Annotated in this window: 26 protein-coding genes; 19 read left to right on the top strand and 7 right to left on the bottom strand. The window is 57.1% G+C overall.

The genetic code is table 11. The features are described from left to right. Position 1 precedes the first annotated feature (1 nt). Positions 2-1564: a murein biosynthesis integral membrane protein MurJ gene (gene murJ / locus DHN10_RS03335; RefSeq protein ID WP_108813805.1), complete on the top strand. Its 1563-nt coding sequence runs from the start codon at positions 2-4 to the stop codon at positions 1562-1564. On the opposite strand, the gene DHN10_RS03330 is transcribed toward murJ, so the two are convergent. After that, the gene (locus DHN10_RS03330; protein WP_108813922.1) at positions 1561-2277 is read right to left on the bottom strand and encodes a rhomboid family intramembrane serine protease; all 717 of its coding nucleotides are present in this window, start codon (positions 2275-2277) and stop codon (positions 1561-1563) included. The genes murJ and DHN10_RS03330 overlap by 4 nt on opposite strands. A 90-nt stretch (positions 2278-2367) precedes the next feature. Between DHN10_RS03330 and trpS the strand changes: the two genes are divergently transcribed. Further along, positions 2368-3384, top strand: coding sequence for a tryptophan--tRNA ligase (gene trpS / locus DHN10_RS03325; RefSeq protein ID WP_108813804.1), 1017 nt, complete (start codon positions 2368-2370; stop codon positions 3382-3384). Between the two features lie 78 nt (positions 3385-3462). On the opposite strand, the gene DHN10_RS20165 is transcribed toward trpS, so the two are convergent. Continuing rightward, the gene (locus tag DHN10_RS20165; protein ID WP_373456661.1) at positions 3463-3552 is read right to left on the bottom strand and encodes a preprotein translocase subunit SecE; all 90 of its coding nucleotides are present in this window, start codon (positions 3550-3552) and stop codon (positions 3463-3465) included. Here DHN10_RS20165 and DHN10_RS03320 point away from each other — a divergent pair. The 16 genes from DHN10_RS03320 to DHN10_RS03245 all read left to right on the top strand — a co-directional run bounded on the left by DHN10_RS03320 (position 3518) and on the right by DHN10_RS03245 (position 16017). Continuing rightward, positions 3518-3979 (top strand): VOC family protein, encoded by a 462-nt coding sequence (locus DHN10_RS03320; protein WP_373456660.1) that lies wholly within the window; start codon positions 3518-3520, stop codon positions 3977-3979. The genes DHN10_RS20165 and DHN10_RS03320 overlap by 35 nt on opposite strands. Before the next feature lie 186 nt (positions 3980-4165). After that, entirely contained in the window at positions 4166-5029 is an 864-nt protein-coding gene (locus DHN10_RS03315) for a branched-chain amino acid aminotransferase (RefSeq protein WP_108813802.1), read from the top strand. Between the two features lie 60 nt (positions 5030-5089). Continuing rightward, positions 5090-5545, top strand: a complete 456-nt coding sequence (locus DHN10_RS03310) for a universal stress protein (RefSeq protein ID WP_108813801.1) — start codon at positions 5090-5092, stop codon at positions 5543-5545. Continuing rightward, entirely contained in the window at positions 5545-6159 is a 615-nt protein-coding gene (locus DHN10_RS03305) for a CPBP family glutamic-type intramembrane protease (RefSeq protein ID WP_108813800.1), read from the top strand. The genes DHN10_RS03310 and DHN10_RS03305 overlap by 1 nt, the downstream gene beginning before the upstream one ends. Positions 6160-6250: 91 nt before the next feature. Then, positions 6251-6814 carry a NifU family protein gene (locus DHN10_RS03300; protein WP_108813799.1) on the top strand — a complete coding sequence of 188 codons (564 nt, stop codon included), beginning with the start codon at positions 6251-6253 and terminating at the stop codon, positions 6812-6814. Beyond that, positions 6804-7382, top strand: coding sequence for a tRNA (adenosine(37)-N6)-threonylcarbamoyltransferase complex dimerization subunit type 1 TsaB (tsaB, locus tag DHN10_RS03295; protein WP_108813798.1), 579 nt, complete (start codon positions 6804-6806; stop codon positions 7380-7382). The genes DHN10_RS03300 and tsaB overlap by 11 nt, the downstream gene beginning before the upstream one ends. Beyond that, complete coding sequence (locus DHN10_RS03290; protein ID WP_108813797.1) at positions 7379-7798, top strand: GNAT family N-acetyltransferase; 420 nt, start codon at positions 7379-7381, stop codon at positions 7796-7798. The genes tsaB and DHN10_RS03290 overlap by 4 nt, the downstream gene beginning before the upstream one ends. A gap of 181 nt (positions 7799-7979) precedes the next feature. Beyond that, positions 7980-8975 (top strand): BMP family lipoprotein, encoded by a 996-nt coding sequence (locus DHN10_RS03285; RefSeq protein WP_108813796.1) that lies wholly within the window; start codon positions 7980-7982, stop codon positions 8973-8975. A gap of 75 nt (positions 8976-9050) precedes the next feature. Continuing rightward, positions 9051-9407, top strand: a complete 357-nt coding sequence (locus DHN10_RS03280) for a molecular chaperone GroEL (protein ID WP_108813921.1) — start codon at positions 9051-9053, stop codon at positions 9405-9407. Continuing rightward, complete coding sequence (locus DHN10_RS03275; RefSeq protein WP_108813795.1) at positions 9404-10942, top strand: ABC transporter ATP-binding protein; 1539 nt, start codon at positions 9404-9406, stop codon at positions 10940-10942. Before DHN10_RS03280 ends, DHN10_RS03275 begins: the two co-directional genes overlap by 4 nt. Then, the gene (locus DHN10_RS03270; protein ID WP_108813794.1) at positions 10942-12033 is read left to right on the top strand and encodes an ABC transporter permease; all 1092 of its coding nucleotides are present in this window, start codon (positions 10942-10944) and stop codon (positions 12031-12033) included. Before DHN10_RS03275 ends, DHN10_RS03270 begins: the two co-directional genes overlap by 1 nt. Beyond that, positions 12033-12452 (top strand): hypothetical protein, encoded by a 420-nt coding sequence (locus tag DHN10_RS03265; protein ID WP_108813920.1) that lies wholly within the window; start codon positions 12033-12035, stop codon positions 12450-12452. The genes DHN10_RS03270 and DHN10_RS03265 overlap by 1 nt, the downstream gene beginning before the upstream one ends. After that, a complete protein-coding gene (locus tag DHN10_RS03260; protein WP_108813793.1) occupies positions 12453-13421 on the top strand; it encodes an ABC transporter permease in 969 nt (322 codons plus the stop codon). Next, positions 13405-14208, top strand: a complete 804-nt coding sequence (locus tag DHN10_RS03255) for a purine-nucleoside phosphorylase (RefSeq protein ID WP_108813792.1) — start codon at positions 13405-13407, stop codon at positions 14206-14208. The genes DHN10_RS03260 and DHN10_RS03255 overlap by 17 nt, the downstream gene beginning before the upstream one ends. A 139-nt stretch (positions 14209-14347) precedes the next feature. Continuing rightward, positions 14348-15271: a sulfite exporter TauE/SafE family protein gene (locus tag DHN10_RS03250; RefSeq protein WP_108813919.1), complete on the top strand. Its 924-nt coding sequence runs from the start codon at positions 14348-14350 to the stop codon at positions 15269-15271. After that, complete coding sequence (locus tag DHN10_RS03245; protein WP_108813791.1) at positions 15268-16017, top strand: TIGR02186 family protein; 750 nt, start codon at positions 15268-15270, stop codon at positions 16015-16017. The genes DHN10_RS03250 and DHN10_RS03245 overlap by 4 nt, the downstream gene beginning before the upstream one ends. On the opposite strand, the gene DHN10_RS03240 is transcribed toward DHN10_RS03245, so the two are convergent. The 5 genes from DHN10_RS03240 to DHN10_RS03220 all read right to left on the bottom strand — a co-directional run bounded on the left by DHN10_RS03240 (position 16014) and on the right by DHN10_RS03220 (position 21488). Beyond that, entirely contained in the window at positions 16014-16724 is a 711-nt protein-coding gene (locus DHN10_RS03240) for an SDR family oxidoreductase (protein ID WP_108813790.1), read from the bottom strand. The genes DHN10_RS03245 and DHN10_RS03240 overlap by 4 nt on opposite strands. Next, positions 16721-18247, bottom strand: a complete 1527-nt coding sequence (locus tag DHN10_RS03235; protein WP_108813789.1) for an ATP-dependent DNA helicase — start codon at positions 18245-18247, stop codon at positions 16721-16723. Before DHN10_RS03235 ends, DHN10_RS03240 begins: the two co-directional genes overlap by 4 nt. Positions 18248-18308: 61 nt before the next feature. Next, positions 18309-18515 (bottom strand): hypothetical protein, encoded by a 207-nt coding sequence (locus tag DHN10_RS03230; protein ID WP_108813788.1) that lies wholly within the window; start codon positions 18513-18515, stop codon positions 18309-18311. A 164-nt stretch (positions 18516-18679) separates the two neighbouring features. Continuing rightward, positions 18680-19972: a crotonyl-CoA carboxylase/reductase gene (ccrA, locus tag DHN10_RS03225; protein WP_108813918.1), complete on the bottom strand. Its 1293-nt coding sequence runs from the start codon at positions 19970-19972 to the stop codon at positions 18680-18682. A gap of 118 nt (positions 19973-20090) precedes the next feature. After that, positions 20091-21488, bottom strand: coding sequence for a 1-acyl-sn-glycerol-3-phosphate acyltransferase (locus tag DHN10_RS03220; protein ID WP_108813787.1), 1398 nt, complete (start codon positions 21486-21488; stop codon positions 20091-20093). A 137-nt stretch (positions 21489-21625) separates the two neighbouring features. On the opposite strand from DHN10_RS03220, the gene DHN10_RS03215 reads away from it, so the two are divergent. Continuing rightward, a complete protein-coding gene (locus DHN10_RS03215; protein ID WP_108813786.1) occupies positions 21626-23593 on the top strand; it encodes a protein meaA in 1968 nt (655 codons plus the stop codon). The last annotated feature ends 25 nt before the right edge of the window (positions 23594-23618 follow it).

Genomic DNA, 23618 nt, shown 5'->3' with positions numbered 1-23618 from the left:
CATGAAACCGATCCGCCTTATGGCCGGGTTCTTTACGGTTGGTATCTGGACCCTGCTGAGCCGGGTCATGGGGTTTGTGCGCGATATCATGATTGCCGCATATCTTGGCACCGGCCCTGTGGCAGAGGCGTTTCTGGTTGCGTTTTCACTTCCCAATCTCTTTCGGCGCTTCTTTGCGGAAGGGGCCTTCAACATGGCCTTCGTGCCGATGTTCTCGAAAAAACTGGAAGGCGGCGAGGACCCGCATCGGTTTGCGCAGGATGCCTTTGTTGGGCTGGGCGGCATTCTGACGATCTTTACCGTGATTGGCGTGATTTTCATGCCAGCGCTGGTGACATTGATGGCCAGTGGGTTTCTGGGCTCCGAACGGTTTGATCTGGCGGTTTATTATGGACGGATCGCGTTTCCCTATATTCTGTTTATCTCACTGTCAGCACTGCTGTCGGGCGTGCTGAATGCCACAGGTCGCTTTACGGCTGCTGCCGCTGCGCCAGTATTGCTGAACGTGGTCTTTGTCGTCGCGCTCTTGATTGCAGGCAGGGGTTGCGAATGCGCCGGGATCGCGGGCCAAAGCTATCTTGGTTCGGCGCTGGCCTATGCTGTGCCCGTCGCTGGCTCAGCCCAGCTTGCGCTGGTTTGGTTTGCGGCCAAGAAGGCGGGCTATGCCCTGCATATCGGATGGCCAAAGATCACGCCGGAACTCAAGCGCCTTGGCGTGATCGCCGCCCCTGCAGCGCTTGCAGGTGGTGTGGTTCAGATCAACCTGCTCGTTGGACGGCAGGTCGCCAGCTATTTTGATGGCGCTGTGGCCTGGCTGAACTATGCCGACAGGCTTTATCAGCTGCCGCTTGGAGTCGTCGGTATTGCTGTCGGGGTTGTGCTTTTGCCGGACCTGTCGCGTCGCCTGCGCGCAGGCGATGCGCAAGGTGGACGCGACGCGTTCAATCGCGCCTCCGAAATCAGTCTGGCCCTGACCATTCCTGCAGCGGTCGCGCTGATGGTCATCCCCTTGCCGCTGGTCAGCGTATTGTTTGAGCGCGGGGCGTTTACCAGTGATGACAGCGCCGCCACGGCAATTGCGGTTGCGATCTATGGCCTTGGCCTGCCTGCCTTTGTTCTGCAAAAAACGCTGCAACCGCTGTTCTTTGCGCGCGAAGACACCAAACGACCCTTCTATTATGCGCTGGCTGCGATGGTATTGAACGCAGGGCTGGCCATCGGCCTCTCACCGGTGATCGGATTTGCTGCGGCGGCAGTGGGTACAACGCTCACGGGTTGGGCGATGGTCGTGATGCTTGTTCTTGGGACCCGCACAATGGATGGAGCGGCGCGTTTGGATGCGCGGCTAAAGCGGCGGCTTTGGCGGATTATTCTAGCGGCCATCGGTATGGGAGTGATCTTGTTCCTCGCGGCGGCCACCTTAAGCCCGTTCTTTGGCGTACCAACGCTGCGCTATGGCGCGCTGCTGCTGCTCGTGGTCATTGGGATCGTCAGCTATTTTGGTCTGGGCCAACTGCTGGGCGCGTTTCAGCTCTCGGAGTTCCGCCGCAACCTGCGCCGCTAGGACCGGTCGCGCATCCGGGCAACAAATGTGGTCCACCCACCGGGGGCCAACAGAACCGACATCGCAAAGCCAGCAATAAACCCGCTTAGTTCTGCGATCCATGTGGGCGGTGGCGGTATCTGATAAAGGAACCCCGACATCACCCCAAAAATCAGTTGGATCAAAAGCAGGAACCCTATCAACCGAAACGCCAGCAATTGGTTTTCGCCGGCCTGCCCCAGACGCAGCCAAAGCGCATAGGTGTAGGCACCGATCAGGCCGTAAACCGGCGTGAAGCCCCCCAAAAGCGGATAACCGCCATCAAAAAGCAGACAATAGACAAGCGCGCCAACAATGCTGGTCAGCAGATACAGCACGGCAACCTTGATGCTGCCATAATACTCGGCCGTGAATTTCCCCAAGGCCAACGTCAACGCCGCACAAAAGGCAACCTGAGTCAGATGCACATTGATGAACGGATAGGCGACAAAGCGAACCAACATGTCAAAGGAATAGTCACCAGCGACCAGAATACGGTCGAGCACAGTGGGCGACACTCCATATTGATCAATCGCAGCCAACCGCCAGCCCACGCCTTCGGGCCCACCAAGCATCCCGTTTTCGGCCAGTTGAAACGCCGCCTCGATCCCTACGATCAGCAAGGTCAGGGCAATGATCAGCGGTGGAATCGTATGAAACGGGCTTTCCAGCTTGGTGTCGCTCTGTGGCTCCATGGGCAAGGGTCCTGATCGGTTGAAGTTGACGGGTCGCTCTGGCATGGGTATGCGACGCCTGCCCCGAAATCCAGCCCGGACATTTGCATCATGACCAACGCCAATTTTACACCGCGTGTTTTTTCAGGGGTCAAACCCTCCGGCGGGTTGACGCTCGGCAATTACCTAGGTGCGATCAAACGCTTTGTGGGCATGCAGGGACAGATGGAGACAATCTATTGCGTTGTCGATCTGCATGCGATCACGGTCTGGCAGGACCCCAAGGAACTCGCCAATATGACGCGCGAGGTTGCGGCGGGCTATTTGGCGGCTGGGCTCGACCCGACACGCTCGATCCTCTTCAACCAAAGTCAGGTCTCGGCCCACGCTGAATTGGGCTGGATCTTCAACTGTGTGGCCCGTGTCGGCTGGATGAACCGTATGACGCAGTTCAAGGACAAGGCAGGCAGCAATGCAGAAAAGCAATCGCTGGGCCTTTATGCCTATCCTGCACTGATGGCCGCTGACATTCTGCTTTACCACGCCACGCATGTGCCCGTGGGTGACGACCAGAAACAGCATGTGGAACTGACGCGCGATATCGCCGCCAAATTCAACCACGACTTTGGCCGCGATTTCTTTCCGCTGACCGAACCGGTCATCGAAGGCCCTGCCATGCGCATCATGAACCTGCGTGACGGGACCAAGAAGATGTCCAAGTCAGGCGAAAGTGACATGGAACGCATCAATATGACCGATGATGCCGATAAGATCGCCAAAAAGTTCAAGAAGGCCAAGACAGACCCAGAACCGCTGCCTGAAACCGTGGACGGCCTCAAAGACCGGCCCGAGGCGCGCAACTTGGTCGATATCTATGCTGCCCTCAACGATATGACACCTGAAGCGGTCATCAATGAATATCCAGGTGCCGGCTGGGGCAAGTTCAAACCGGCATTGGCCGACTTGGCTGTTGAAAAGCTCGCGCCCATTTCAACCGAAATGGCCCGCTTCATGGATGACCCCGCAGAGATTGACCGCATTCTGGGTGACGGCGCTGCCAAGGCGCGGGCCATTGCTGACCCAATTCTGCGCGATACCTATGATATTGTGGGCCTGCTGCGCAGCTAACCCAATGTGAGCTGATGCACAGACCCCATGCAAGTATGGGCATTTTGTGATGTGATGCGGGCACCTAGATTGTCGGTATCAAGCGCAAAGGACTGTGATCATGTCTGCAAAACATTCTCCTCGCGTGGGCCACGTGCATCTGCGCGTCTCGGACCTCGACCGTGCCATCGCATTTTATGAGGGTATTCTGGGGTTCACCGTGACCCAACGCGCGGGATCCGGGGCTGCGTTCCTTGCCGCCGGGGATTACCACCACCACATCGGTCTGAACACTTGGGAAAGCCTTGGTGCTGCCCCACCGCCAGCGGGCCATACTGGGCTTTACCACTCCGCCTTTCTCTACCCGGACCGCAAGGCACTGGCAGATGTGTTTGCCCGCGTCGTCGCCGCAGGCATTCCCATTGATGGTGCAGCAGACCACGGGGTAAGTGAGGCGATCTACCTGCGTGACCCGGATGAGAACGGGGTCGAGATTTACATAGACAAACCAACGTCAGACTGGCCGCGCAATGCAGATGACAACTTGCGAATGGTCAACGCCCGCCTTGATCTGGACAGCATTCTGGCATTGGCAGACACACCGTCACAAAACTGAATCATGGCAACGCGATACTCTCCCCAGCGTGGCATCGATATGCTCTGCCCGCTTTGGCTTAGTGTTACCCGCCCACCCGCGCACTGGCCAACATAGGCGTCCGATGTTCCCCGGCATCGGACGCCGCCCGCCACTTTACCTCAGCCGCGCCGCCGCCTAGGGTTTGGCCGAAGAGGAGGCACCTGCATGGCGGTTGGACAAAATATCCGGACATATTTCAACGGCGCATGGCACGATGGCGACGTGCCTGTAATGCGGGCCGCCGATCACGGTTCTTGGTTGGGCACGACAGTCTTTGACGGGGCACGGTTTGTGAATGGGTTGATGCCTGATCTGGACCTGCATTGCGCGCGCGCCAATCACTCAGCCAAGGCCCTGATGCTGAAACCGACCGTAAATACCGAGGATATGATTGCGATCGCGAAGGAAGGGCTTTCCAAATACGCCCCCGGGGCCGCTGTCTATATTCGTCCGATGTATTGGGGCATCCACGGCGATCCGACCGCAATTGTGCCCAGTGCGGAGGACACCGGCTTTGCTATTTGCCTTGAAGAAATCCCTTTTGCAGACCCTTCAACCTCAACCACGCTGGGCCTGACGCGGTTTCGCAGACCGGTGATTGATAGCGCAGTGGTCAATGCCAAGGCGGGCTGTCTTTATCCCAACAACGCGCGCATGCTGGCCGAGGTGCGCGCGCGCGGCTTTGGCAATGCGCTGGTGGCGGATGCCATGGGGAATGTGGCAGAAACGGCGACTGCCAACATCTTTATGGTCAAGGATGGCGAGGTTTTTACGCCGATTGCAAATGGCACGTTCCTTGCCGGGATTACCCGCGCCCGGCATATGTCGAACTTGCGCGCAGACGGGGTGCAGGTCCATGAAACGGTTCTGAGCTTTGACGATTTTCGCGGCGCGGACGAGGTGTTCCTATCCGGCAATATGTCCAAGGTCACGCCGGTCACCGCGTTTGAGGATCGCCAATATCAGGTTGGGCCGGTCACGCGCAAAACCCGCGATATGTATTGGGACTGGGCGGCAAGCACCGCGTAAAAGTGCCGTTGCCACGCCTGCATTGATACGCCACAGTTGCGCAGGAAGAGGGAGTTCACAATGCGTAAATTCTTGGTAGTGCTGGATGATAGTCGCGAATGCCTGAATGCCATGCGCTTTGCTGCGATGCGGGCGGCCCATACGGGCGGCGGCGTCGCTATTTTGTCCATCATCCCACCGGATGAGTTTAACCACTGGATCGGCGTGGGCGAGATTATGCGGGCCGAAGCCCGTGAGCGGATTGAAGTTCACTATGAAGTTTTCGCCAAATGGATGCGCGACAAACAAAACGTGCATCCCGAACTGGTCATCCGCGAGGGCGAACCGCTGGTCGAGATTATGGCGCAGATCAACGAAGACCCCGAGATTGGTGTCCTCGTTCTTGGTGCGGGAACAGACAACAAAGGCCCCGGCCCGCTTGTTACCCACATGAGCCGGCAGGCAGGCAGTCTGCCAATCCCCTTCACGATCGTGCCGGGTGATATCTCTAAGGAGCGGCTGGAGGCGATTACCTAGTGGACCGTCCCGCGGCTGTCGCAATTCTGGCGGCCGTCCCCATTCTGGCGCTGGTTTTCTATGCTTTCACACGGCTGCTGCCACCGTTTTGGGGTTATGGTGCAGCCCTCGCTTTCTATTGGATCTGCGTTCTTTTACCTTTGATCCTGTGGCGTGGCGGCTTTGCCAGAGCACGGTTTGCGGTCACGCGGCCATCGACCGTCCTGACGCTGCTGAACATCGGGCCAATTATCGTTGTGGCATGTGTTGCAGCCTACGCGCTGTCGCAAAACATCTTGCCAGCCTACGTTCTTATTGCTGTGGCCCTCGCTGCCCTCACCAATGGCACTTTGGAAGAAGTGTTCTGGCGCGGCACGTTGTTGCTGGATGATGCCACAGCCAACGAACAGATCGGACAAATCGTTTTGTTCAGCGGTTGGCACATTGCCTTGCTCTTTGCGGGGGGTGTTGTCGTCACGGGTGGTGGTTTGGCGTTGCTTGCGGGCGCTGCCTTCTTTGGCATCTTATGGACGCTGGCCCGCATGCAGACCGGTGCGATTGGATTTGGCATTCTGTGCCACGTCGCACTGAACGTCTTTGCCTTTACCGAACTTGCCACGCAGAATGTCGTCTAGACCCAAGATCCACCAGTTTAGAATCGTTCCAAACCTTGACACTGCCGCCTGTGATGCGCATATCTAAAGCCTGACAAAAAAGGTTGGCCCCATGTTCATCCAGACTGAATCAACTCCAAATCCTGCCACGCTCAAGTTTCTGCCCGGACAGAATGTTCTTGAGGTCGGCACCGCCGATTTCCCAAGCGCTGAGGCCGCACAATCCTCGCCCTTGGCCAAGCGCATTTTTGGCGCGGGTGGTGTGACGGGTGTTTTCTTCGGGATCGACTTTGTGACCGTCACAAAGGCGGACGATGTGGAATGGGACCATATCAAGCCCGGCATCCTCGGCGCGATCATGGAACACTACCAGTCCGGCCAATCCGTGATGGACGACGACCACAAGCCTGCCAGCGGCCATGCAGAGCATACCGGCGAAGATGGCGAGATCGTAAGCCAGATCAAAGAGCTGCTCGACACGCGCGTGCGACCAGCCGTGGCCCAAGATGGTGGCGATATCACCTTCCACGGGTTTGAACGCGGTATCGTCTATCTGCATATGCAGGGCGCTTGTGCGGGTTGCCCGTCTTCCACCCTGACCCTGAAAATGGGGATCGAGAACCTGCTGCGCCACTACATCCCCGAGGTGGTCGAGGTGCGGCCTGTTGCAGCCTAAGATCAAGCTGATCGCATTTGATACTTCGGCGGCGCATTGCGCCGCCGCTTTGCTGTTGGATGGTCGGATCGTCACACGCGTCGATGAAATGGCCAAAGGGCAAGCCGAACACTTGATGCCGATGATGGAAGAGATGCTGCACGCCGAGGGCCTCGCATGGCAAGACCTCGACGGTGTCGGTGTCGGCGTTGGCCCGGGAAACTTCACCGGAATTCGTATTTCTGTTTCCGCGGCACGCGGGCTAGCCCTTGGGCTTGGCAAGCCTGCCATCGGCGTGAATGGCTTCGAGGCCCGCGCGCACGGCGAAGACCGACCCTATCAGGCGACGATCCCCGCACCACGTGGGCAAAGCTATGTTCAAACATTCGAGGCAAACGGCAGCATTTCCGCCCCAGCGCAAACTGACACCGAAGCAGCGGCGCAAAAACCAGCAGAAACCCTGATTGCCGCCGTCGCACACATCGCCGCCGCGCGCCTTGGCGTCGACGCCCCGCGTCCTGCCCCGCTCTACGTCCGCAGCGCCGATGCCGCCCCCCCCCGTGATCCGGCCCCGACGATCTTGCCATGACACCGCAAGCGCTTGCCGACCTGCACGCTTTGGCGTTCAGCGCTACACGGGCATGGTCCGCGCAGGAATTTGAGAGCCTTCTGAACCATCCGGGGGCTATCCTCGCAAGCAATGATGCGAGCTTTGCGCTGTTGCGGGTTGTGGCTGATGAGGCCGAAGTGCTGACACTGGCAACAGACCCCGCCAAGCGCCGCCAAGGATTGGCGCGCGCCACACTTGTTTCTGGCGAAGCCTTAGCAATGGATCGCGGAGCAAAGACGGTTTTCCTCGAAGTGGCAGAGGACAACGCAGCCGCGCGCACTTTGTATGAAACATCGGGCTATGCGCAGGTTGGACGCAGGCCGGGATATTACATTCCCCAGGGTGGCACACCGGTGGCGGCACTTGTGCTGCGCAAAGAGCTGAAACCCTCCTAACACCCTGTAAACACGTGATTCGACGGTAAACTTGAGGTTTCAAAAGCAAAAAGCGGTTGATCTTCTCGGCCAAGCGGGGCCTTATCTTGTGATGACCCGCCAGGAAAATGGCGTGGCTTTCAACAGAGGGGGCGCGTATCCGCCCGCAAAAAACCTCGCGCAACGACCTGGGAGAAAACCAATGACGCTTATGCAGAAATTTCTTGGCGCCTCTGCTGCGCTGGCGCTGACAGCTGGCACTGCCGCCGCTGATCCGGCCATCCTTTTCGATCTTGGTGGCAAGTTCGACAAATCCTTCAACGAAAGTGCCTTTAACGGTGCCGAGCGTTGGGCAGCCGAAACCGGCGGTTCCTATGCCGAGGTTGAAATCCAATCCGACGCCCAGCGCGAGCAGGCGATCCGCCGCTTCGCAGAATCCGGTGCAAACCCGATTGTCATGGCTGGCTTTTCCTGGGCAACACCATTGGCCGAAGTGGCCGCGGACTACCCCGACACCAAGTTTGCAATCATCGATATGGTCGTTGACGCTCCAAACGTCCGCTCTGTTGTGTTCAACGAGCATGAAGGCTCTTACCTTGTTGGCATGATGGCCGCGATGGCATCTGAGACGGGCACAGTGTCTTTTGTGGGCGGTATGGACATCCCGCTGATCCGCAAGTTCGCATGTGGCTACGCACAGGGTGCCATGGCCGTGAACCCAGACATCACAGTGATCGCCAACATGACTGGCACAACACCTGCCGCATGGAACGATCCGGTTAAGGGATCCGAGTTGACACTGGCACAGATCAGCCAGGGCTCTGACGTTGTGTTTGCTGCCGCTGGCGGCACAGGCGTCGGCGTTCTGCAGACCGCTGCAGACGAAGACATCTTCTCCATTGGTGTGGACGCCAACCAGAACTACCTGCACCCAGGTGAGGTTCTGACCTCCATGCTCAAGCGGGTTGATAATGCTGTCTATGACGCGATGACTGCAGGTGTGGACCTCGAAACGGGCTTCAACGTGATGAGCGTTGCTAACCGGGGTGTTGGGTTCGCAATGGACTCCAACAACGAACCTGTCGTGTCCTACGACATGCTGGAAGCCACATATGGCGCAGCGGCCGACATGGCATCAGGTGAACTTTCCGTTCACGACTACACATCTGATGAAAGCTGCCCCGCGCTCGACTTCTAAGTCGACCCAAAGGCCAAAACAATCGAGGGCCGCGCTGTTTATATGCGCGGCCTTTTTGCTGATAGGGAGCATGCCATGACCGACGCGATCACCACGTTCTTTGACGCATGGGGGATGTCGGATACCGATGCCCGCTATTCCGCCATTCAGAAATCAATCGCCCCAAGCGCCACCTATGCCGACCCGCGCACAGATGCGCCATTGACCGGGCCGGATGCGATTGCCGAATACGTCGGCATGTTTTCGGCCCAAGCCCCCGGTGCAGTCGCCGAAGTGGCCACCACGCAGAGCCGCGATGGAGTCACCCGTGCAACAATCGCGTTCAAAATGCCTAACGGGATGGAGCAATTGGGCCAATACTTCGTCGAAATGGGGCAAGATGGGCAAATCAGCCGCATGGTTGGATTTGTTGGAACAGGAGCGCCAGAATGAGCGACAACGCCCCCGCCATTGAACTTAAGGGTATTTCAAAGGCCTTTGGTCCCGTTCAAGCGAACAAGGATATCTCGATCCGGGTGATGCCGGGCACGATCCACGGGATCATCGGGGAAAACGGTGCGGGCAAATCGACACTGATGTCGATTTTATATGGGTTTTATAAGGCTGACGCCGGTGAAATCTTCATCTCAGGTCGAAAAACTGCAATTCCTGATAGTCAGGCCGCCATCGCCGCGGGCATCGGGATGGTGTTCCAGCATTTCAAACTGGTTGAGAATTTCACGGTGCTTGAGAATGTCGTTCTTGGCGCCGAAGACAGCGGCCTGTTGCGCCCTTCCCTCGCCCGTGCGCGGCGCGAGCTAAAAAGCCTTGCCGAAGAATACGAGTTGAATGTCGATCCAGACGCGCTGATCGAAGAGGTTGGCGTCGGCATGCAGCAGCGGGTGGAAATCCTCAAGGCGCTCTACCGCAAGGCTGACATTCTGATCCTTGATGAACCCACCGGCGTGCTAACCCCGGCAGAGGCCGACCACCTGTTCCGCATTCTTGAAAACCTCAAGCGCGAGGGTAAGACCATCATCCTAATCACGCACAAACTGCGCGAGATCATGGATATCACCGACACCGTCAGCGTCATGCGGCGTGGCGAAATGACAGCGACCGTCAAGACCTCCGAGACCAGCCCACCGGAACTGGCCGAACTGATGGTGGGCCGCAAAGTGCTGTTGCGCGTGGACAAAGCCCCCGCGCAGATCGGGCGCAAAATTCTTGAGGTCAAAGATCTTAACGTCACCGACGACAAGGGTGTGCATCGCGTCAAAGGTGTCAGTTTTGATGTTCACGCAGGCGAAATCCTTGGGATCGCTGGTGTGGCTGGGAACGGTCAATCGGAACTGCTTGAGGTGCTGGGCGGCTATGAAAAGGCAACGGGTACGATCATGGTCAATGGCGAACCCATTGACCTGACCGGCGCGAAATCAGACGGGCAAAGCAGGCGCGGGCGCGGGATTAGCCATGTACCTGAGGACCGACAGCGCGAAGGCCTGATCATGGATTTCCATGCTTGGGAGAACACTGCGTTTGGCTATCACCACGACGCTGAATACCAACGCTCCAAGCTGTTTATGAACAATGCGGCGATCCGCAAAGACACAGAAGAAAAGATGGCGCGCTTCGACGTTCGCCCCCCTGATCCAAGCCTCACCGCCAAGAGCTTTTCGGGCGGAAACCAGCAGAAAATCGTGCTCGCACGAGAGATTGAACAGAACCCGGACCTGCTGCTGATCGGCCAGCCGACGCGCGGCGTGGACATCGGAGCGATCGAATTCATCCACCAGCAGATTGTTGCACTTAGGGATCAGGGCAAAGCAATTTTGCTTGTTTCCGTTGAGTTGGAGGAGATTTTGTCGCTCTCTGACCGGATTGCCGTTATGTTCGACGGAAAAATGATGGGCGAGCGGATGCCTGATAAAACAGACGAAAAAGAACTCGGACTGCTGATGGCAGGCATGAGCGGAGAAGCTGCGTAATGGACGTCATGCCAAAATGGGCAGATGTGATCCTGATCCCTTTGATCTCGATCCTGCTGGCCGCAATCCTTTCAGCAGTCGTAATCCTTGCCATTGGTGAGAACCCTTGGGAAGCGCTTAAGCTGATGGTTGATGGGGCTTTAGGTTCGACCTATGGCTGGGGCTATACGCTTTATTACGCGACCAACTTCATTTTCACCGGTCTTGCTGTGTCCATCGCGTTTCATGCGCGAATGTTCAACATCGGTGGTGAAGGCCAAGCACTGATTGGTGGTTTGGGTGTTGCGATCATCTGCCTTTTTATTCCTTGGCCGCATTGGTCACTGGCTTTGCTGGGGGCTGCCATTGGTGCGGCCGTCTTTGGCGCCGCATGGGCCGCGATCCCCGCGTTTTTGCAGGCCAAACGCGGTAGTCACATCGTCATCACCACGATCATGTTCAACTTCATCGCTGCAGCTGTGTTGAACTACTTCCTTATCGGCGCGCTTAAGGCACCAGGAATGGAGCCTGCCACGCTTAAGTTCCCCGAAGCGACGCATCTGCCTTCGTTCCAGGACATGTTCAACTTCGGCGAAACCACGTTCTTTCGTGGCGCACCCGCCAACATTACATTCTTTGTCGCACTGGCCGCATGTGTCGCCCTTTGGGCGCTCATCTGGAAAACGCGGCTTGGCTATGAGATCCGGTCCTTTGGGTACTCGGAATCCGCGGCCAAATATGCGGGCATCAGCCCGACCAAAATTATCATGGTTGCCATGCTTATCTCTGGCGCTCTTGCCGGCATGATGGCCATCAACAACGTACAGGGCGAGGCCGAACGGCTGGTCCTGAACGCAGTGGAGGGGGCGGGCTTTATCGGCATCGCCGTCGCACTGATGGGGCGCAGCCATCCTTTCGGGGTATTGCTGGCGGCCCTTCTTTTCGGCTTTCTATATCAAGGCGGCGCAGAACTCGCCCTATGGACGTCGATCCCCCGTGAGCTGATTATCGTAATACAGGCATTGGTAATCCTCTTCACGGGCGCACTGGACAATATGGTGCGCATGCCGCTCGAGCGGCTATTCCTATCATTGAGGAGAGCAAAAACATGATGGCAGGACCATTCAAAATAGGTGTCGAAGACGACACCGGCGCTGACTTGGGCTTTGTGCTCAGTTGTTTGGCGTTAGGCATGATTTCGATGGAAGAACTCCACCAGTGGGTTCACCACGTAATCGATCAAACACCCGCATCTCAGGTGCCCCCGCATCTGGTCGCACTTTTGTCGCTACAAAAACCGACAAGCGTGCTGATGCCCGCAAAAAGCGTGATGCCCCGCGTCCCGCATGATCCGTTCATCACTGATGACCGTTTCGACGCGATGCTGGGCTTGCAGTTCTTCCTGCGCAAAGACCGCACCCAAGCGGTTGATATCACGCAGGCGCAGGCCGAAACCGCATTGCGCAATAACCCCGAAGTGGCCGACCGTTTCTTCGCCCTCTTCCCATTCCTGATGGAGAAAGCTGCCTAAATGGACTTTGCGACCCTTTTGCAGATGCTGGACGCAACCTTGCGTCTGGCAACCCCGCTTCTTCTGGCCTGTTTGGCCGGTTTGTATTCAGAGCGGGCCGGTATCTTTGATATCGGGCTAGAGGGTAAAATGCTGGCAGCCGCCTTTCTTTCGGCAGCGATTGCTGCTGTTTCGGGAAACGTCTGGCTTGGGCTGTTGGCGGGCATTGGTGCATCTATGCTGTTGTCTGTGATCCACGGGCTGGCCTCGATCACATTCCGGGGCAATCAGTTGATTTCTGGGGTGGCGATCAACTTCTTGGCGGCGGGTTTGACCGTTGTCATTGCACAAAGCTGGTTCGCCCAAGGCGGGCGGACGCCGCAATTGACAGGTGATGCACGATTTAACCCGATTGATCTGCCCTTTGCAGAGGCACTGCAGAACGTCCCCGTCCTTGGGCCGATCTACTATGAACTTATTTCCGGCCACACGATCCTTGTCTATGTCGCCCTCCTGATGGTGCCGCTGACATGGTGGATCCTGTTTCGCACACGCTTTGGTCTGCGCTTGCGCGCCGTGGGTGAAAACCCTGCCGCCGTTGATACCGCAGGCGTATCCGTCATCTGGCTACGGTTCGCCGCTGTCGGTATCTGTGGCATCCTTTGCGGCATCGCTGGCGCCTATCTTGCCACAGCCCTACAGGCAGGTTTCGTCAAAGACATGAGCGCTGGTCGCGGCTTTATCGCCCTTGCCGCACTCATTTTTGCCAAATGGCGGCCGTGGTACGCGCTTTATGCTTGCCTGCTCTTTGGTTTCCTTCAGGCCATGTCGCTGCGCCCTGACGTCATCGAACGTGTGCTGAGCTTCCAGGTGAATGGCCAGTTCCTTGACGTGTTGCCCTACATCCTGACGGTTGTGATCCTCGCTGGCTTCGTTGGCAAGGCGATCCCTCCGCGTGCCGGGGGCGAGCCTTATGTCAAAGAACGCTAAAGCGCTCGCTGCAGACATTCGTGCAAAAGCGGGCGATGCCCCGGTTCAAATCGGCTTTATCCTTGGTTCCGGCCTTGGCCATATCGCCAATGAAGTGGACGGCGTGGCCATCCCTTACAGTGACCTGCCCGGCTTCCCACACGCGGGCGTATCAGGCCACAACCCAAAGCTCGTGATCGGCGATCTTGAAGGCGTGCGCGTTGCTGTCTTTGGGGGCCGCGCGCATTACTACGAAAGCGGGCGCGGCGACGCGATGCGGCTACCACTGGAAGTGCTCAGAGAGTTGGGCGCGGATAGGGTGATTGCCACCAATGCGGCAGGGTCGATGCAGGCCAATATGCCCACCGGGTCCATCATGTGCCTGTCGGACCATATCAACTTTTCCGGCCTGAACCCGTTGATCGGAGAGCCCACAGACGCGCGGTTTGTTCCCATGAAAGACGCCTATGATCCTGCCATCCGCACAGCGCTGCACGCGGTGGCGGATGCGGCAGAGGTCGACATGGCCGATGGCGTCTATGCTTGGTACTCTGGCCCATCGTTTGAAACACCTGCCGAGATCCGCGCGATCAAGATGCTGGGCGCCGATGCGGTTGGCATGTCGACCGTGCCAGAGGTGATCCTTGCGCGTTTCCTTGGCATACGGGCCGCTGCTATCTCGACCATCACCAATATGGCCGCCGGGATGAGTGACGAAGCAATCAGCCATGAGCATACCAAAGCCATGGCGCCGATCGGTGCTGCCAAACTTGAGAAGGTCCTGCGCGGATATCTTCGCGGGTTCTGATAAGTCCAAAAATCGGTCACTGATAAGTCCACGTGGCGGAAATGCTGCATTTGCATCATGAATCGCCTGACAGCATTTGACAGACGCGCACGAAAGGTTTCTGTTGCGTCTCAGCGGCACAAGCGCCCCGGATCAGTTCATGCAGATTTATCTTCCTATCGCCGAGGTTTCGGTGAACGCCTTCCTTTTACTTGGATTAGGCGGAATTGTGGGCATTTTGTCGGGTATGTTTGGTGTGGGGGGCGGTTTTCTGATGACGCCGCTGCTGTTCTTTATCGGCATCCCCCCTGCGGTCGCCGTCGCAACCGAAGCAAACCAGATCGTTGCGTCCTCGTTTTCCGGCGTGCTCGCGCACCTCAAACGAAAGACGGTGGATCTCCGAATGGGCACCGTCCTTTTGATCGGGGGCCTGATTGGTGCGGCGCTGGGTGTCGTTGTCTTTAACTACCTGAAATCTCTGGGTCAGGTCGAATTGCTGGTGCAGCTTTGCTATGTTGTCTTCTTGGGGATGATCGGCACGCTGATGTTCTTCGAGAGCCTCAAGGCAATCCGGCGGGCGAGCAAGGCTGGTGGCGTTTCTGTTCCGACACGGCGCAAACACAACTGGGTGCATAACCTGCCCTTTAAGATGAAGTTTCGTGTCTCCGGCCTCTACATTTCGGTGATCCCGCCCTTGCTGGTTGGTGTCACTGTGGGTGTTCTTGCTGCGATCATGGGTGTGGGTGGTGGCTTCATCATGGTGCCTGCGATGATTTACCTGCTCGGCATGCCCACCAAGGTGGTTGTCGGCACCTCGCTGTTCCAGATTATCTTTGTCACCGCTTTTACCACAATGCTGCACGCCACAACGAACTTTACGGTCGATGTTGTGTTGGCCGTGTTGCTGCTGGTCGGCGGCGTCATTGGCGCGCAGATTGGCACCCGCATCGGCGTCAAGATGAAGGCCGAACAGCTACGCATCCTGCTTGCGCTGATGGTCCTCGCCGTCTGCGGCAAGCTGGCCTTCGACCTGCTGGTCATGCCTTCCGAGCTTTATTCGCTCGGATCAGGAGGCCACTCATGATCCGTCTTATTGCTCTGTTCTTAATCCTCGCGCTGCCTGCCAAGGCCGAAGAGATTGTGCTTGGCCTCAGCCGGGATGAGGTTGCGATAACCGCAACCTTCGAAGGATCCGAAATCTTGATCTTTGGCGCGATCAAACGCGAAGGTGGGCCACAAGCCGAAGGCGATCTTGGCGTTATTGTTACCGTCGCAGGCCCCGACCGCCCCGTGACCGTGCGCAAGAAAGACCGCCGTTTCGGCATCTGGGTGAATACCGAATCCGTGGATGTCGACGTTGCACCCACATTCTATGCAGTCGCGACTAACCGACCCTTGGAAGAAATCCTGACCTTCACCGAAGACCTCAATACCCGCATCAGCACCCAACGTGCGATCCGCTCTGTCGGATCGACCGTCGAAGGGGCTGAACGTTTCACCCAAGCGCTAATCCGCGTCCGTGCGGGGCAAGGCCTTTATCAGACATTGCCCGAGGGCGTTTGGGTCGAGGAAGAGACACTTTTCCGCACGCTGATCCCGCTGCCTGCAAACCTGACCGAGGGCGACTACAAGGCCGAGATTTACTTGACCCGCGACAAACAGATCGTCGATTTCTATACGACAACCATTCCGGTCAAAAAGGTGGGGCTAGAGCGTTGGCTGTACAACCTCGCACATGAACACGCGTTTTGGTACGGCTTGATGTCACTGTCGATCGCCATCGCGGCTGGCTGGGGCGCATCGGCTGTATTTACACTGTTCCGGCGCTAACCGCGCCCGATGTGCGGCATCTTCGATGCCATCACCATCATTGTTTGCACGTTGGCCTCGGGTGGCAGTGACGCCATATGAAAGACTGACCGCGCCACATCAGTGACGTCCATGCTCGGAAGTGGTTCCAACCCTTGGGCCGCGCGGGTCTTTTCCAGATTGGTGACCAAATCGGTCCGCGCATTGCCAATATCAATCTGCCCGCAAGCGATATTAAAGGCGCGCCCATCCACGGTCAGCGTCTTGGTTAGCCCGCTCACCCCGTGTTTCGTCGTGGTATAACAGACGGAGCCTTCACGCGGAGAATGAGCCGAGATTGAGCCGTTGTTGATGATGCGCCCACCCTGCGGCGTCTGATGCCGCATCTGTCGAAAAGCTGCACGGGCGCATAGGAACATACCTGTCAGATTGACATCCAGCACCTGCTTCCAATCGTTCAACCCAATCTGGTCAATCGTAGTTTGCGGACCAAACATTCCCGCATTGTTGAACAGCACATCAAGGTGACCGAAGCTGGCAAAGGCGGCATCAACCGCGGCCTCATCCGTCACGTCACACGGCAGATGTACCGCTGCCGCATGCGCAATCTCGGCCAGCATGTCGGCCCTGCGGGCTATCAGACCGACACGCCACCCTTGGGCAAGGAAATACGCGGCTGTCTCGCGACCAATCCCGCTACTGGCGCCGGTGACAATGATCGATTTCATATCTCTTCGCTCTTCAATTCCAACGGTGCTGCGGGAACCTCCAAATCATCTACGCGTAAGATGCCCTGCGGGCGCGCAAGACGGTTGCGCACGACCCAGCGCAGCTGCGTTTCAGCCCGCGTGATCGCAACATAAGCCAAACGTTTCCACAACGGCTGGCCCGCCTCAACGCGACCCATTCGGGACGCGGCATAGATGTCCGGGGCAAAGACCTGCACCGTCTTCCATTGCGACCCTTGCGCCTTGTGGATCGTCACCGCAGCGCCATGCAGGAAGGTCGCCCCCATCCGGGCCGCAAAGGGGATGAACGGCTCTTCATCGGCCTCTTGTTCGATTTTCACGATGCTGGCAGCACTCACCTGCGGGTCTTCGGCCCCCATCACGTGCAAACGCGAGAAGCCGGGTTTGCGCCCCGGCCCCAGATAAATGACCTGGGCACCTTTGATCAGGCCGCGCGCCTCTAGATCCAGCCGCTTTTTGCGATGTTTCAGCGGCAGTTCAATGCCATCACAAATCAGCGGCTCACCAGCAAGCAATTCATCCCCCGGCGCATCAAATGCTGCACGAAACGCATGGATCAAGCGGATACGCGTCGCATTGCGCCAGACCAGACAAGGGGAACGGGCCATCAGGTCGGCCTCAACCCGTTGGGCCATCACCACACGTTCATCGGTTTTGGCAGCCTCTTCCACCATCCGCTCAAAACCGTAAAAATCAAGTTGGGGGTCAGCCAATGCATGGGCCAGATCAAGGATCGGGTTGCCCGCGTCCTGCCTGTGAATACGGTTGAGCGTTAGGACCCGTTTCTCTGGCAAGGTCTCGAACACCATGCCACCTGACGACTGCACCGGGGGCAATTGCGCCGGGTCGCCAAACAACAGCAATGTTGGGAAAATCTCTTTGAGGTCCTCGAACTGCTTTTCATCCAGCATGGAGCTTTCATCGACAAAGCCGATATCCAAAGGCTCCTCGCGCCGCTTCCAGCCCGTAATAAAATCACTGCCACGCAGACCTGCCGCCGCCAGGGCGGCCGGCACGGATTTATTCACCTGATAAGACGCAAATGCCCGATCTAGGGCAACGTCGGTCAGCCCTTCAATCTCTGGCTTGTCACCCTGTCCGGCCAGCCATTCGGCAATCTTTTCGTATTCTGGGTCATAGACTGGCGTATACAGAATGCGGTGGATCGTTGTCGCAGGCACGCCATGATTGCGCAGCACACTGGCGGCCTTGTTGGTCGGGGCGAGGATCGCAAGGGTACGACGGTCCTTGCGTTTGCGGCCTTCCCAATCGCCCGAAATCACATCAACGCCAGCCTCATCCAGCGCATGATAGAGCTTGGCCAGCAGCATCGTCTTGCCCGACCCGGCCTTGCCAACAACCGCCAGCACAGAGGTTGTGTCAGACTGCGGCGGCTGCAGCAGGCTGTCGTCCAGATCGATACCCGACTGGCGCAATGCCACAGCGACATTATCCCAGGCCTCTGCCTGATCTTCGGAAAATGTGATGAGAGGTGCGTTCATGGCTGAACACTATCTGGTGGTCAGCGGCGCTGCCAGCCCAATTGGGTGCGACACACCTACATTAACCGACGTCAGATTCGGATGGGAAATGCCGTGCATTTCCCAAGTCGCTGGCGATGGCGTGTTGTTTCACATCGACACGCGATGCAATTTCAACAGACGCCACAAGAGCCGCTTCTTCCAACTGTTCGCTCAGCAGCGGCATGTCATTTTGTCGTGCAAATGATCGCAGGTCCGCCAGAACGTCGATAATCCAATCTTGTCCCATATGGCAACCTCGCGAGGAATGATTAATGAATACTTAACAACCTAGAGGTGAGTAGCCGAGACCATGAAATAACATGCCGAGAGAGGATGAATTGTCACAATGGCACACAAAAAAGGGGCGCAGCCATGTCTGACAGCGCCCCAGCTTGGGAATCATTGCAATGATCAGCGGCCTTGAGAAGCGGCCACCGTCTCGCCAAAGGTGCGCAAACCCATCTTGGGTGCCTGCACCAACACCGACATATTGCCGGGCTTATGTTCATTGCGGCGCATTTTGGTATGGGCAGCTGGAATTTCGGCCCAGTCAAAGCACTCCGACATGCAAGGGTCCAGACGCTTTTCGACCATCAAGTGGTTGGCTGCACTTGCTTGCTTGAGGTGGGCAAAATGGCTGCCCTGCAAGCGTTTCTGGTGCATCCACATGTAACGGACGTCAAAGGTACAGTTGAACCCGGTCGTGCCCGCGCAGATCACGACCATACCGCCCTTTTTGCAAACCAGCGAGGACACAGGGAACGTCGCCTCACCAGGGTGTTCAAACACCATATCGACGTTCACACCTTTGCCTGTAATTTCCCAGATCGCTTTGCCGAACTTGCGGGCCGCCTTTAGCCAAGTGTTGTATTCAGGCGTGTTCACGGTCGGCAGTTGACCCCAGCAATCGAAATCATTGCGGTTCAGCACCCCTTTTGCGCCCAATGACATCACAAACTCGCGCTTGCTTTCGTCACTGATCACGCCAATCGCATTGGCACCAGCAGTTTTGATCAACTGGATCGCATAGGAACCCAGACCACCAGACGCCCCCCAGACCAGCACGTTCTGACCCGGCTTAAGATCATGCGGTTCATGGCCGAACAGCATCCGATAGGCAGTGGCCAGCGTCAGCGTGTAACAGGCGCTTTCTTCCCATGTCAGGTGCTGCGGGCGCGGCATCAACTGCTGTTGCTGCACACAAGTGAATTGCGCGAATGATCCATCAGGGGTCTCATAACCCCAGATGCGCTGGCTTTCGGAATGCATCGGATCGCCACCGTTGCAGTGCTCATCGTCACCATCATCCTGGTTACAATGGATGACAACTTCATCACCCACTTTCCAGCGCTTCACCTTGTCACCTACGGCCCAGACAATGCCTGCGGCATCCGAACCGGCAATGTGATAGTCAGCCTTGTGAACATCGAAGGGACTGATCGGAATACCAAGACCCGCCCAGACACCGTTGTAGTTCACGCCGGCGGCCATCACGAGCACCAGAACTTCGTGGCTGTCAGGCTGCGGGCAGTCCACAACCTCGAGCTGAAATGCCTGATCAGGCTCTCCATGACGTTCGCGGCGGATCGCCCAAGCGTGCATCTGTGCTGGCACGTGGCCGAGAGGTGGAAATTCACCCACATCGTACAAGTCTTTTTGTGGGGCGGTATAACTTGCCCCGTGGGCGGATTGGTCGAGGGCCATTTCAGTCTCCATCACATCGGTCCGTTGTTGCTGCACCGCAGAATCGGTGGTGTTAAGATTTGGATATCGGATCATAAAGTAACTTTGCAACCCAATATAGTACAATTTTGTAATTTAATTACTCTGCAACTGCAGAAAGTTCGTCCTCCATGGCTGCAGTTGCAGTAAAATGGTGGGCAATTGAATTGGCATAGAAGGCCAGAATGTCTGCACCTGTGGCGCTCACGGTGATCCCGGCGTCAGTTTGCACCAGCACGTCACGCCCGATCAGGTGCTTGACAGCGTCGTCGACCAACTCGTCCGGTTTACGCCGTGGAAAGGGCAGTTGCTTGTCGTTCAGCGCGGCAATTGACGCCGTCACGGCCTTAACCAAGGCCGCTTGAGTCATCACCCCGGCATCTTGCAAATGCCGCGCAACCAATGGCACGCCCAGAACTGGGGTCACATGTGCAATCCGCTCCATCAGTTCTGTCGCTATTGCCTTGGTCAGGTCAGTGTCTTCGGCAGCATGGTACTTCGAAAGCTCTAACGGCTCTCCAAAGCTGACCGAGGCGGTACCGAATTTGGTGAATTTCCGGGTGATGCGAAACCACACATGACAGGCAACCCGGCCCAATACCGGCAGCAAAGGAGGGCTGAACTTGCGATTGCCAGCCTTGTCTGCCGTAATCAGGATCTTGTCCTCAAGCACCCGATCATAGTTCAAGGCAACAGGCACAAAAATCACCTCGCGCACGTCAGGGTCAAAATCTTCAACCACATAATTCAGCAGCCCCATACGTGGCGGTGCCAGTAGGCCGTTCAGGCTCAAACCGCCCTCAGGAAAGACGGCCTGACTTACGCCGCCGCGCGTCGCCATTTGCACGTATCGGGCCAAAACCTTGCGATAAAGCGCGCCACGCGACCTGCGTCGGATAAAATAGGCACCCATCGACCGGATAATCGCAGAGAGCGGCCAAACCCGCGCCCATTCACCCACAGCATAGGACAGCGCACCGGCATTGGCCGCCAGATAAGTCACCAGCACATAGTCCATATTGCTGCGGTGGTTGATTACAAAGATCACGGTGGCATCGGGATCGATTTCCGACAACCGCTTGCGATCGAATGTGCCTAACTTGATCCGGTAGAGCGATTTCGACAACCAGCGCGCCAATCGGATGCCCACACCAAAATAGGCCGTGGCGGAAAATGATGGTACAATCTCGCGGGCGTAGCGGCGCGCCTGCTCAAAGGCTACGTTTTCTGGGATCTTTTCCTTGCGGGCATGCTCGACTATCGCCTCGGTCACCTGGGGGTCGTAGATCAGGCGCTGAATCATGTCATAACGACGAGCGAGCTTGAAAGGTTCAATCGGGCGCTGCAGGCGTTCATTGACACGTGCGATGACCCGCTCGGCCCGTTTGCGGAAAAACCAGCGCACGGACGGAAACAGGAAATGCGATGCAAAGGTCACGCCCGCAAAAAGAACAATCAGAACAAAGACCCAAACGGGCATGGAAACGGTTTGCGTCATAGGGGGACCGTGACAGGGAACGGACGCAACGTAAATCCCGTCATGCCGCAATGCAGCGAATTGACAGCGCCACAAAATGTCGGATAAAGAACATCATACGTAATTTAATTGCGCAAACTGATTCCGGAGAACCCCTCATGTCGCAGACGCAGAAAGACCGCCCTTGGTTGTTTCGCACCTATGCAGGCCATTCGACGGCTGCGGCCTCAAATGCGCTTTTCAGAGGCAACCTTGCCAAGGGGCAAACGGGTCTTTCAGTAGCATTCGATCTGCCCACGCAGACGGGTTATGACAGCGACCATGTGCTCGCAAAGGGTGAAGTGGGCAAAGTCGGCGTCCCGGTAAGCCATATGGGCGATATGCGCGCGTTGTTTGATGATATCCCGCTGGATCAGATGAACACCTCGATGACGATCAACGCGACAGCACCTTGGCTGCTGGCACTCTATATCGCTGTCGCCGAGGAACAGGGTGCCGATATCAGCGCGTTACAAGGCACGGTCCAAAACGACATCATCAAAGAATACCTCTCGCGCGGGACCCACATTTGTCCGCCCGAACCGTCCTTGCGGATGATCACAGATGTGGCTGCCTATACCCGCGAACACCTGCCCAAGTGGAACCCGATGAACGTCTGTTCCTACCATCTACAAGAGGCGGGCGCGACACCGGAAGAAGAACTGGCCTTTGCACTGGCAACCGCCACCGCCGTGTTGGACGACCTCAAAGGCAAAGTCCCCTCCGAGCATTTCCCCGCGATGGTGGGGCGCATTTCGTTTTTCGTAAACGCCGGTATTCGCTTTGTGACAGAGCTTTGCAAAATGCGGGCCTTTATCGAACTATGGGACGAGATTTGTATAGATCGCTATGGTGTCGAAGAAGCGAAGTACCGTCGTTTTCGCTATGGCGTGCAGGTCAATTCACTGGGCCTCACCGAACAGCAGCCTGAGAATAACGTCGCACGTATTCTGCTGGAAACGCTCGCCGTGACACTTTCAAAAAAGGCGCGCGCTCGTGCTGTGCAATTGCCTGCATGGAACGAAGCCCTTGGCTTGCCTCGGCCATGGGACCAGCAATGGTCACTGCGGATGCAACAAATTCTGGCCTATGAAACCGATTTGCTGGAATTCGATGATCTATTCGACGGCAACCCTGCAATTGATCGCAAGGTGAATGAACTCAAAGACGGGGCGCGCGCTGAATTGGCGCAAATTGACCAGATGGGCGGGGCTGTTGGCGCAATTGGCTATATGAAAGCCCGTTTGGTCGAAAGTAATGCCGCGCGCATTTCAGGAATCGAACGCGGCGACACGACCGTCGTGGGTGTGAACAAATGGCAGTCCAGCGAACCGTCTCCTTTGACCACCGGCGAAGACGCCATTATGGCCGCCGATCCCGAAGCGGAAGCCGATCAATTGCACCGCCTTGCCCAATGGAAATCAGATCGAGACCCGCAGGTTGTGAAAAACGCGCTTGCTGATCTGCGCGATGCCGCCCGCGACGGTGGCAACATCATGATCCCCTCCATCGCCTGCGCCCGCGCTGGTGTGACAACAGGTGAGTGGGCCGATGTGATCCGCAGTGTCTTTGGTCTTTATCGTGCACCAACCGGCGTCAGCAGCAACCCGTCCAACCGGACTGAGGGGCTGGATGAGCTTCGCGATCAGGTCGATCTGGTCAGTGCCGCACTGGGGCGCCGGCTGAAGTTCCTCGTGGGCAAGCCGGGTTTGGACGGCCATTCCAATGGCGCCGAGCAAATCGCGGCCCGCGCACGCGATTGCGGAATGGATATCGACTATGAGGGTATTCGCCTGACCCCCGAAGAAATTGTGACAGCGGCCCGCGATGGCGAGGTACATGTAATCGGACTTTCGATTTTGTCCGGTTCCCATATCCCGCTGGTGCGCGATGTCATGACGCGGCTGAATGCGGCAGGGCTTGGACATATCCCTGTAATCGCGGGCGGCATTATTCCTGACGAGGATGCAAGGGAATTGCGCGCGATGGGTGTAACAAAAGTCTATACGCCAAAAGATTTTGAATTGAATAAAATCATGGGCGACATCGTCACAATTGTAGATCCGCGCTCCGTCGCCGCCGAATAGACGGCAATTTCTTACTCTTTTGTAC

The sequence above is a fragment of the Loktanella sp. Alg231-35 genome (assembly GCF_900143545.1).
Lineage (GTDB): Bacteria > Pseudomonadota > Alphaproteobacteria > Rhodobacterales > Rhodobacteraceae > Yoonia.
The sequence above is the reverse complement of the archived record's forward strand: the minus strand, read 5'-3'. Positions and strand labels throughout refer to the sequence as shown.

What these genes read in the sequence shown, in the direction of transcription:
- murJ (WP_108813805.1), top strand. Translation starts at nt 2, where the DNA reads ATGAAACCGATCCGCCTTATGGCCGGGTTCTTTACGGTTGGTATCTGG.
- DHN10_RS03250 (WP_108813919.1), top strand. Translation starts at nt 14,348, where the DNA reads ATGCAGATTTATCTTCCTATCGCCGAGGTTTCGGTGAACGCCTTCCTT.
- DHN10_RS03265 (WP_108813920.1), top strand. Translation starts at nt 12,033, where the DNA reads ATGGCAGGACCATTCAAAATAGGTGTCGAAGACGACACCGGCGCTGAC.
- DHN10_RS03330 (WP_108813922.1), bottom strand. Translation starts at nt 2,277, where the DNA reads ATGGAGCCACAGAGCGACACCAAGCTGGAAAGCCCGTTTCATACGATT.
- DHN10_RS03300 (WP_108813799.1), top strand. Translation starts at nt 6,251, where the DNA reads ATGTTCATCCAGACTGAATCAACTCCAAATCCTGCCACGCTCAAGTTT.
- DHN10_RS03215 (WP_108813786.1), top strand. Translation starts at nt 21,626, where the DNA reads ATGTCGCAGACGCAGAAAGACCGCCCTTGGTTGTTTCGCACCTATGCA.
- DHN10_RS20165 (WP_373456661.1), bottom strand. Translation starts at nt 3,552, where the DNA reads ATGGCACGGTCGAGGTCCGAGACGCGCAGATGCACGTGGCCCACGCGA.
- ccrA (WP_108813918.1), bottom strand. Translation starts at nt 19,972, where the DNA reads ATGGCCCTCGACCAATCCGCCCACGGGGCAAGTTATACCGCCCCACAA.
- DHN10_RS03315 (WP_108813802.1), top strand. Translation starts at nt 4,166, where the DNA reads ATGGCGGTTGGACAAAATATCCGGACATATTTCAACGGCGCATGGCAC.
- DHN10_RS03230 (WP_108813788.1), bottom strand. Translation starts at nt 18,515, where the DNA reads ATGGGACAAGATTGGATTATCGACGTTCTGGCGGACCTGCGATCATTT.
- DHN10_RS03245 (WP_108813791.1), top strand. Translation starts at nt 15,268, where the DNA reads ATGATCCGTCTTATTGCTCTGTTCTTAATCCTCGCGCTGCCTGCCAAG.
- DHN10_RS03285 (WP_108813796.1), top strand. Translation starts at nt 7,980, where the DNA reads ATGACGCTTATGCAGAAATTTCTTGGCGCCTCTGCTGCGCTGGCGCTG.
- DHN10_RS03240 (WP_108813790.1), bottom strand. Translation starts at nt 16,724, where the DNA reads ATGAAATCGATCATTGTCACCGGCGCCAGTAGCGGGATTGGTCGCGAG.
- DHN10_RS03280 (WP_108813921.1), top strand. Translation starts at nt 9,051, where the DNA reads ATGACCGACGCGATCACCACGTTCTTTGACGCATGGGGGATGTCGGAT.
- DHN10_RS03275 (WP_108813795.1), top strand. Translation starts at nt 9,404, where the DNA reads ATGAGCGACAACGCCCCCGCCATTGAACTTAAGGGTATTTCAAAGGCC.
- DHN10_RS03260 (WP_108813793.1), top strand. Translation starts at nt 12,453, where the DNA reads ATGGACTTTGCGACCCTTTTGCAGATGCTGGACGCAACCTTGCGTCTG.
- DHN10_RS03255 (WP_108813792.1), top strand. Translation starts at nt 13,405, where the DNA reads ATGTCAAAGAACGCTAAAGCGCTCGCTGCAGACATTCGTGCAAAAGCG.
- DHN10_RS03290 (WP_108813797.1), top strand. Translation starts at nt 7,379, where the DNA reads ATGACACCGCAAGCGCTTGCCGACCTGCACGCTTTGGCGTTCAGCGCT.
- DHN10_RS03310 (WP_108813801.1), top strand. Translation starts at nt 5,090, where the DNA reads ATGCGTAAATTCTTGGTAGTGCTGGATGATAGTCGCGAATGCCTGAAT.
- DHN10_RS03235 (WP_108813789.1), bottom strand. Translation starts at nt 18,247, where the DNA reads ATGAACGCACCTCTCATCACATTTTCCGAAGATCAGGCAGAGGCCTGG.
- DHN10_RS03220 (WP_108813787.1), bottom strand. Translation starts at nt 21,488, where the DNA reads ATGACGCAAACCGTTTCCATGCCCGTTTGGGTCTTTGTTCTGATTGTT.
- trpS (WP_108813804.1), top strand. Translation starts at nt 2,368, where the DNA reads ATGACCAACGCCAATTTTACACCGCGTGTTTTTTCAGGGGTCAAACCC.
- DHN10_RS03270 (WP_108813794.1), top strand. Translation starts at nt 10,942, where the DNA reads ATGGACGTCATGCCAAAATGGGCAGATGTGATCCTGATCCCTTTGATC.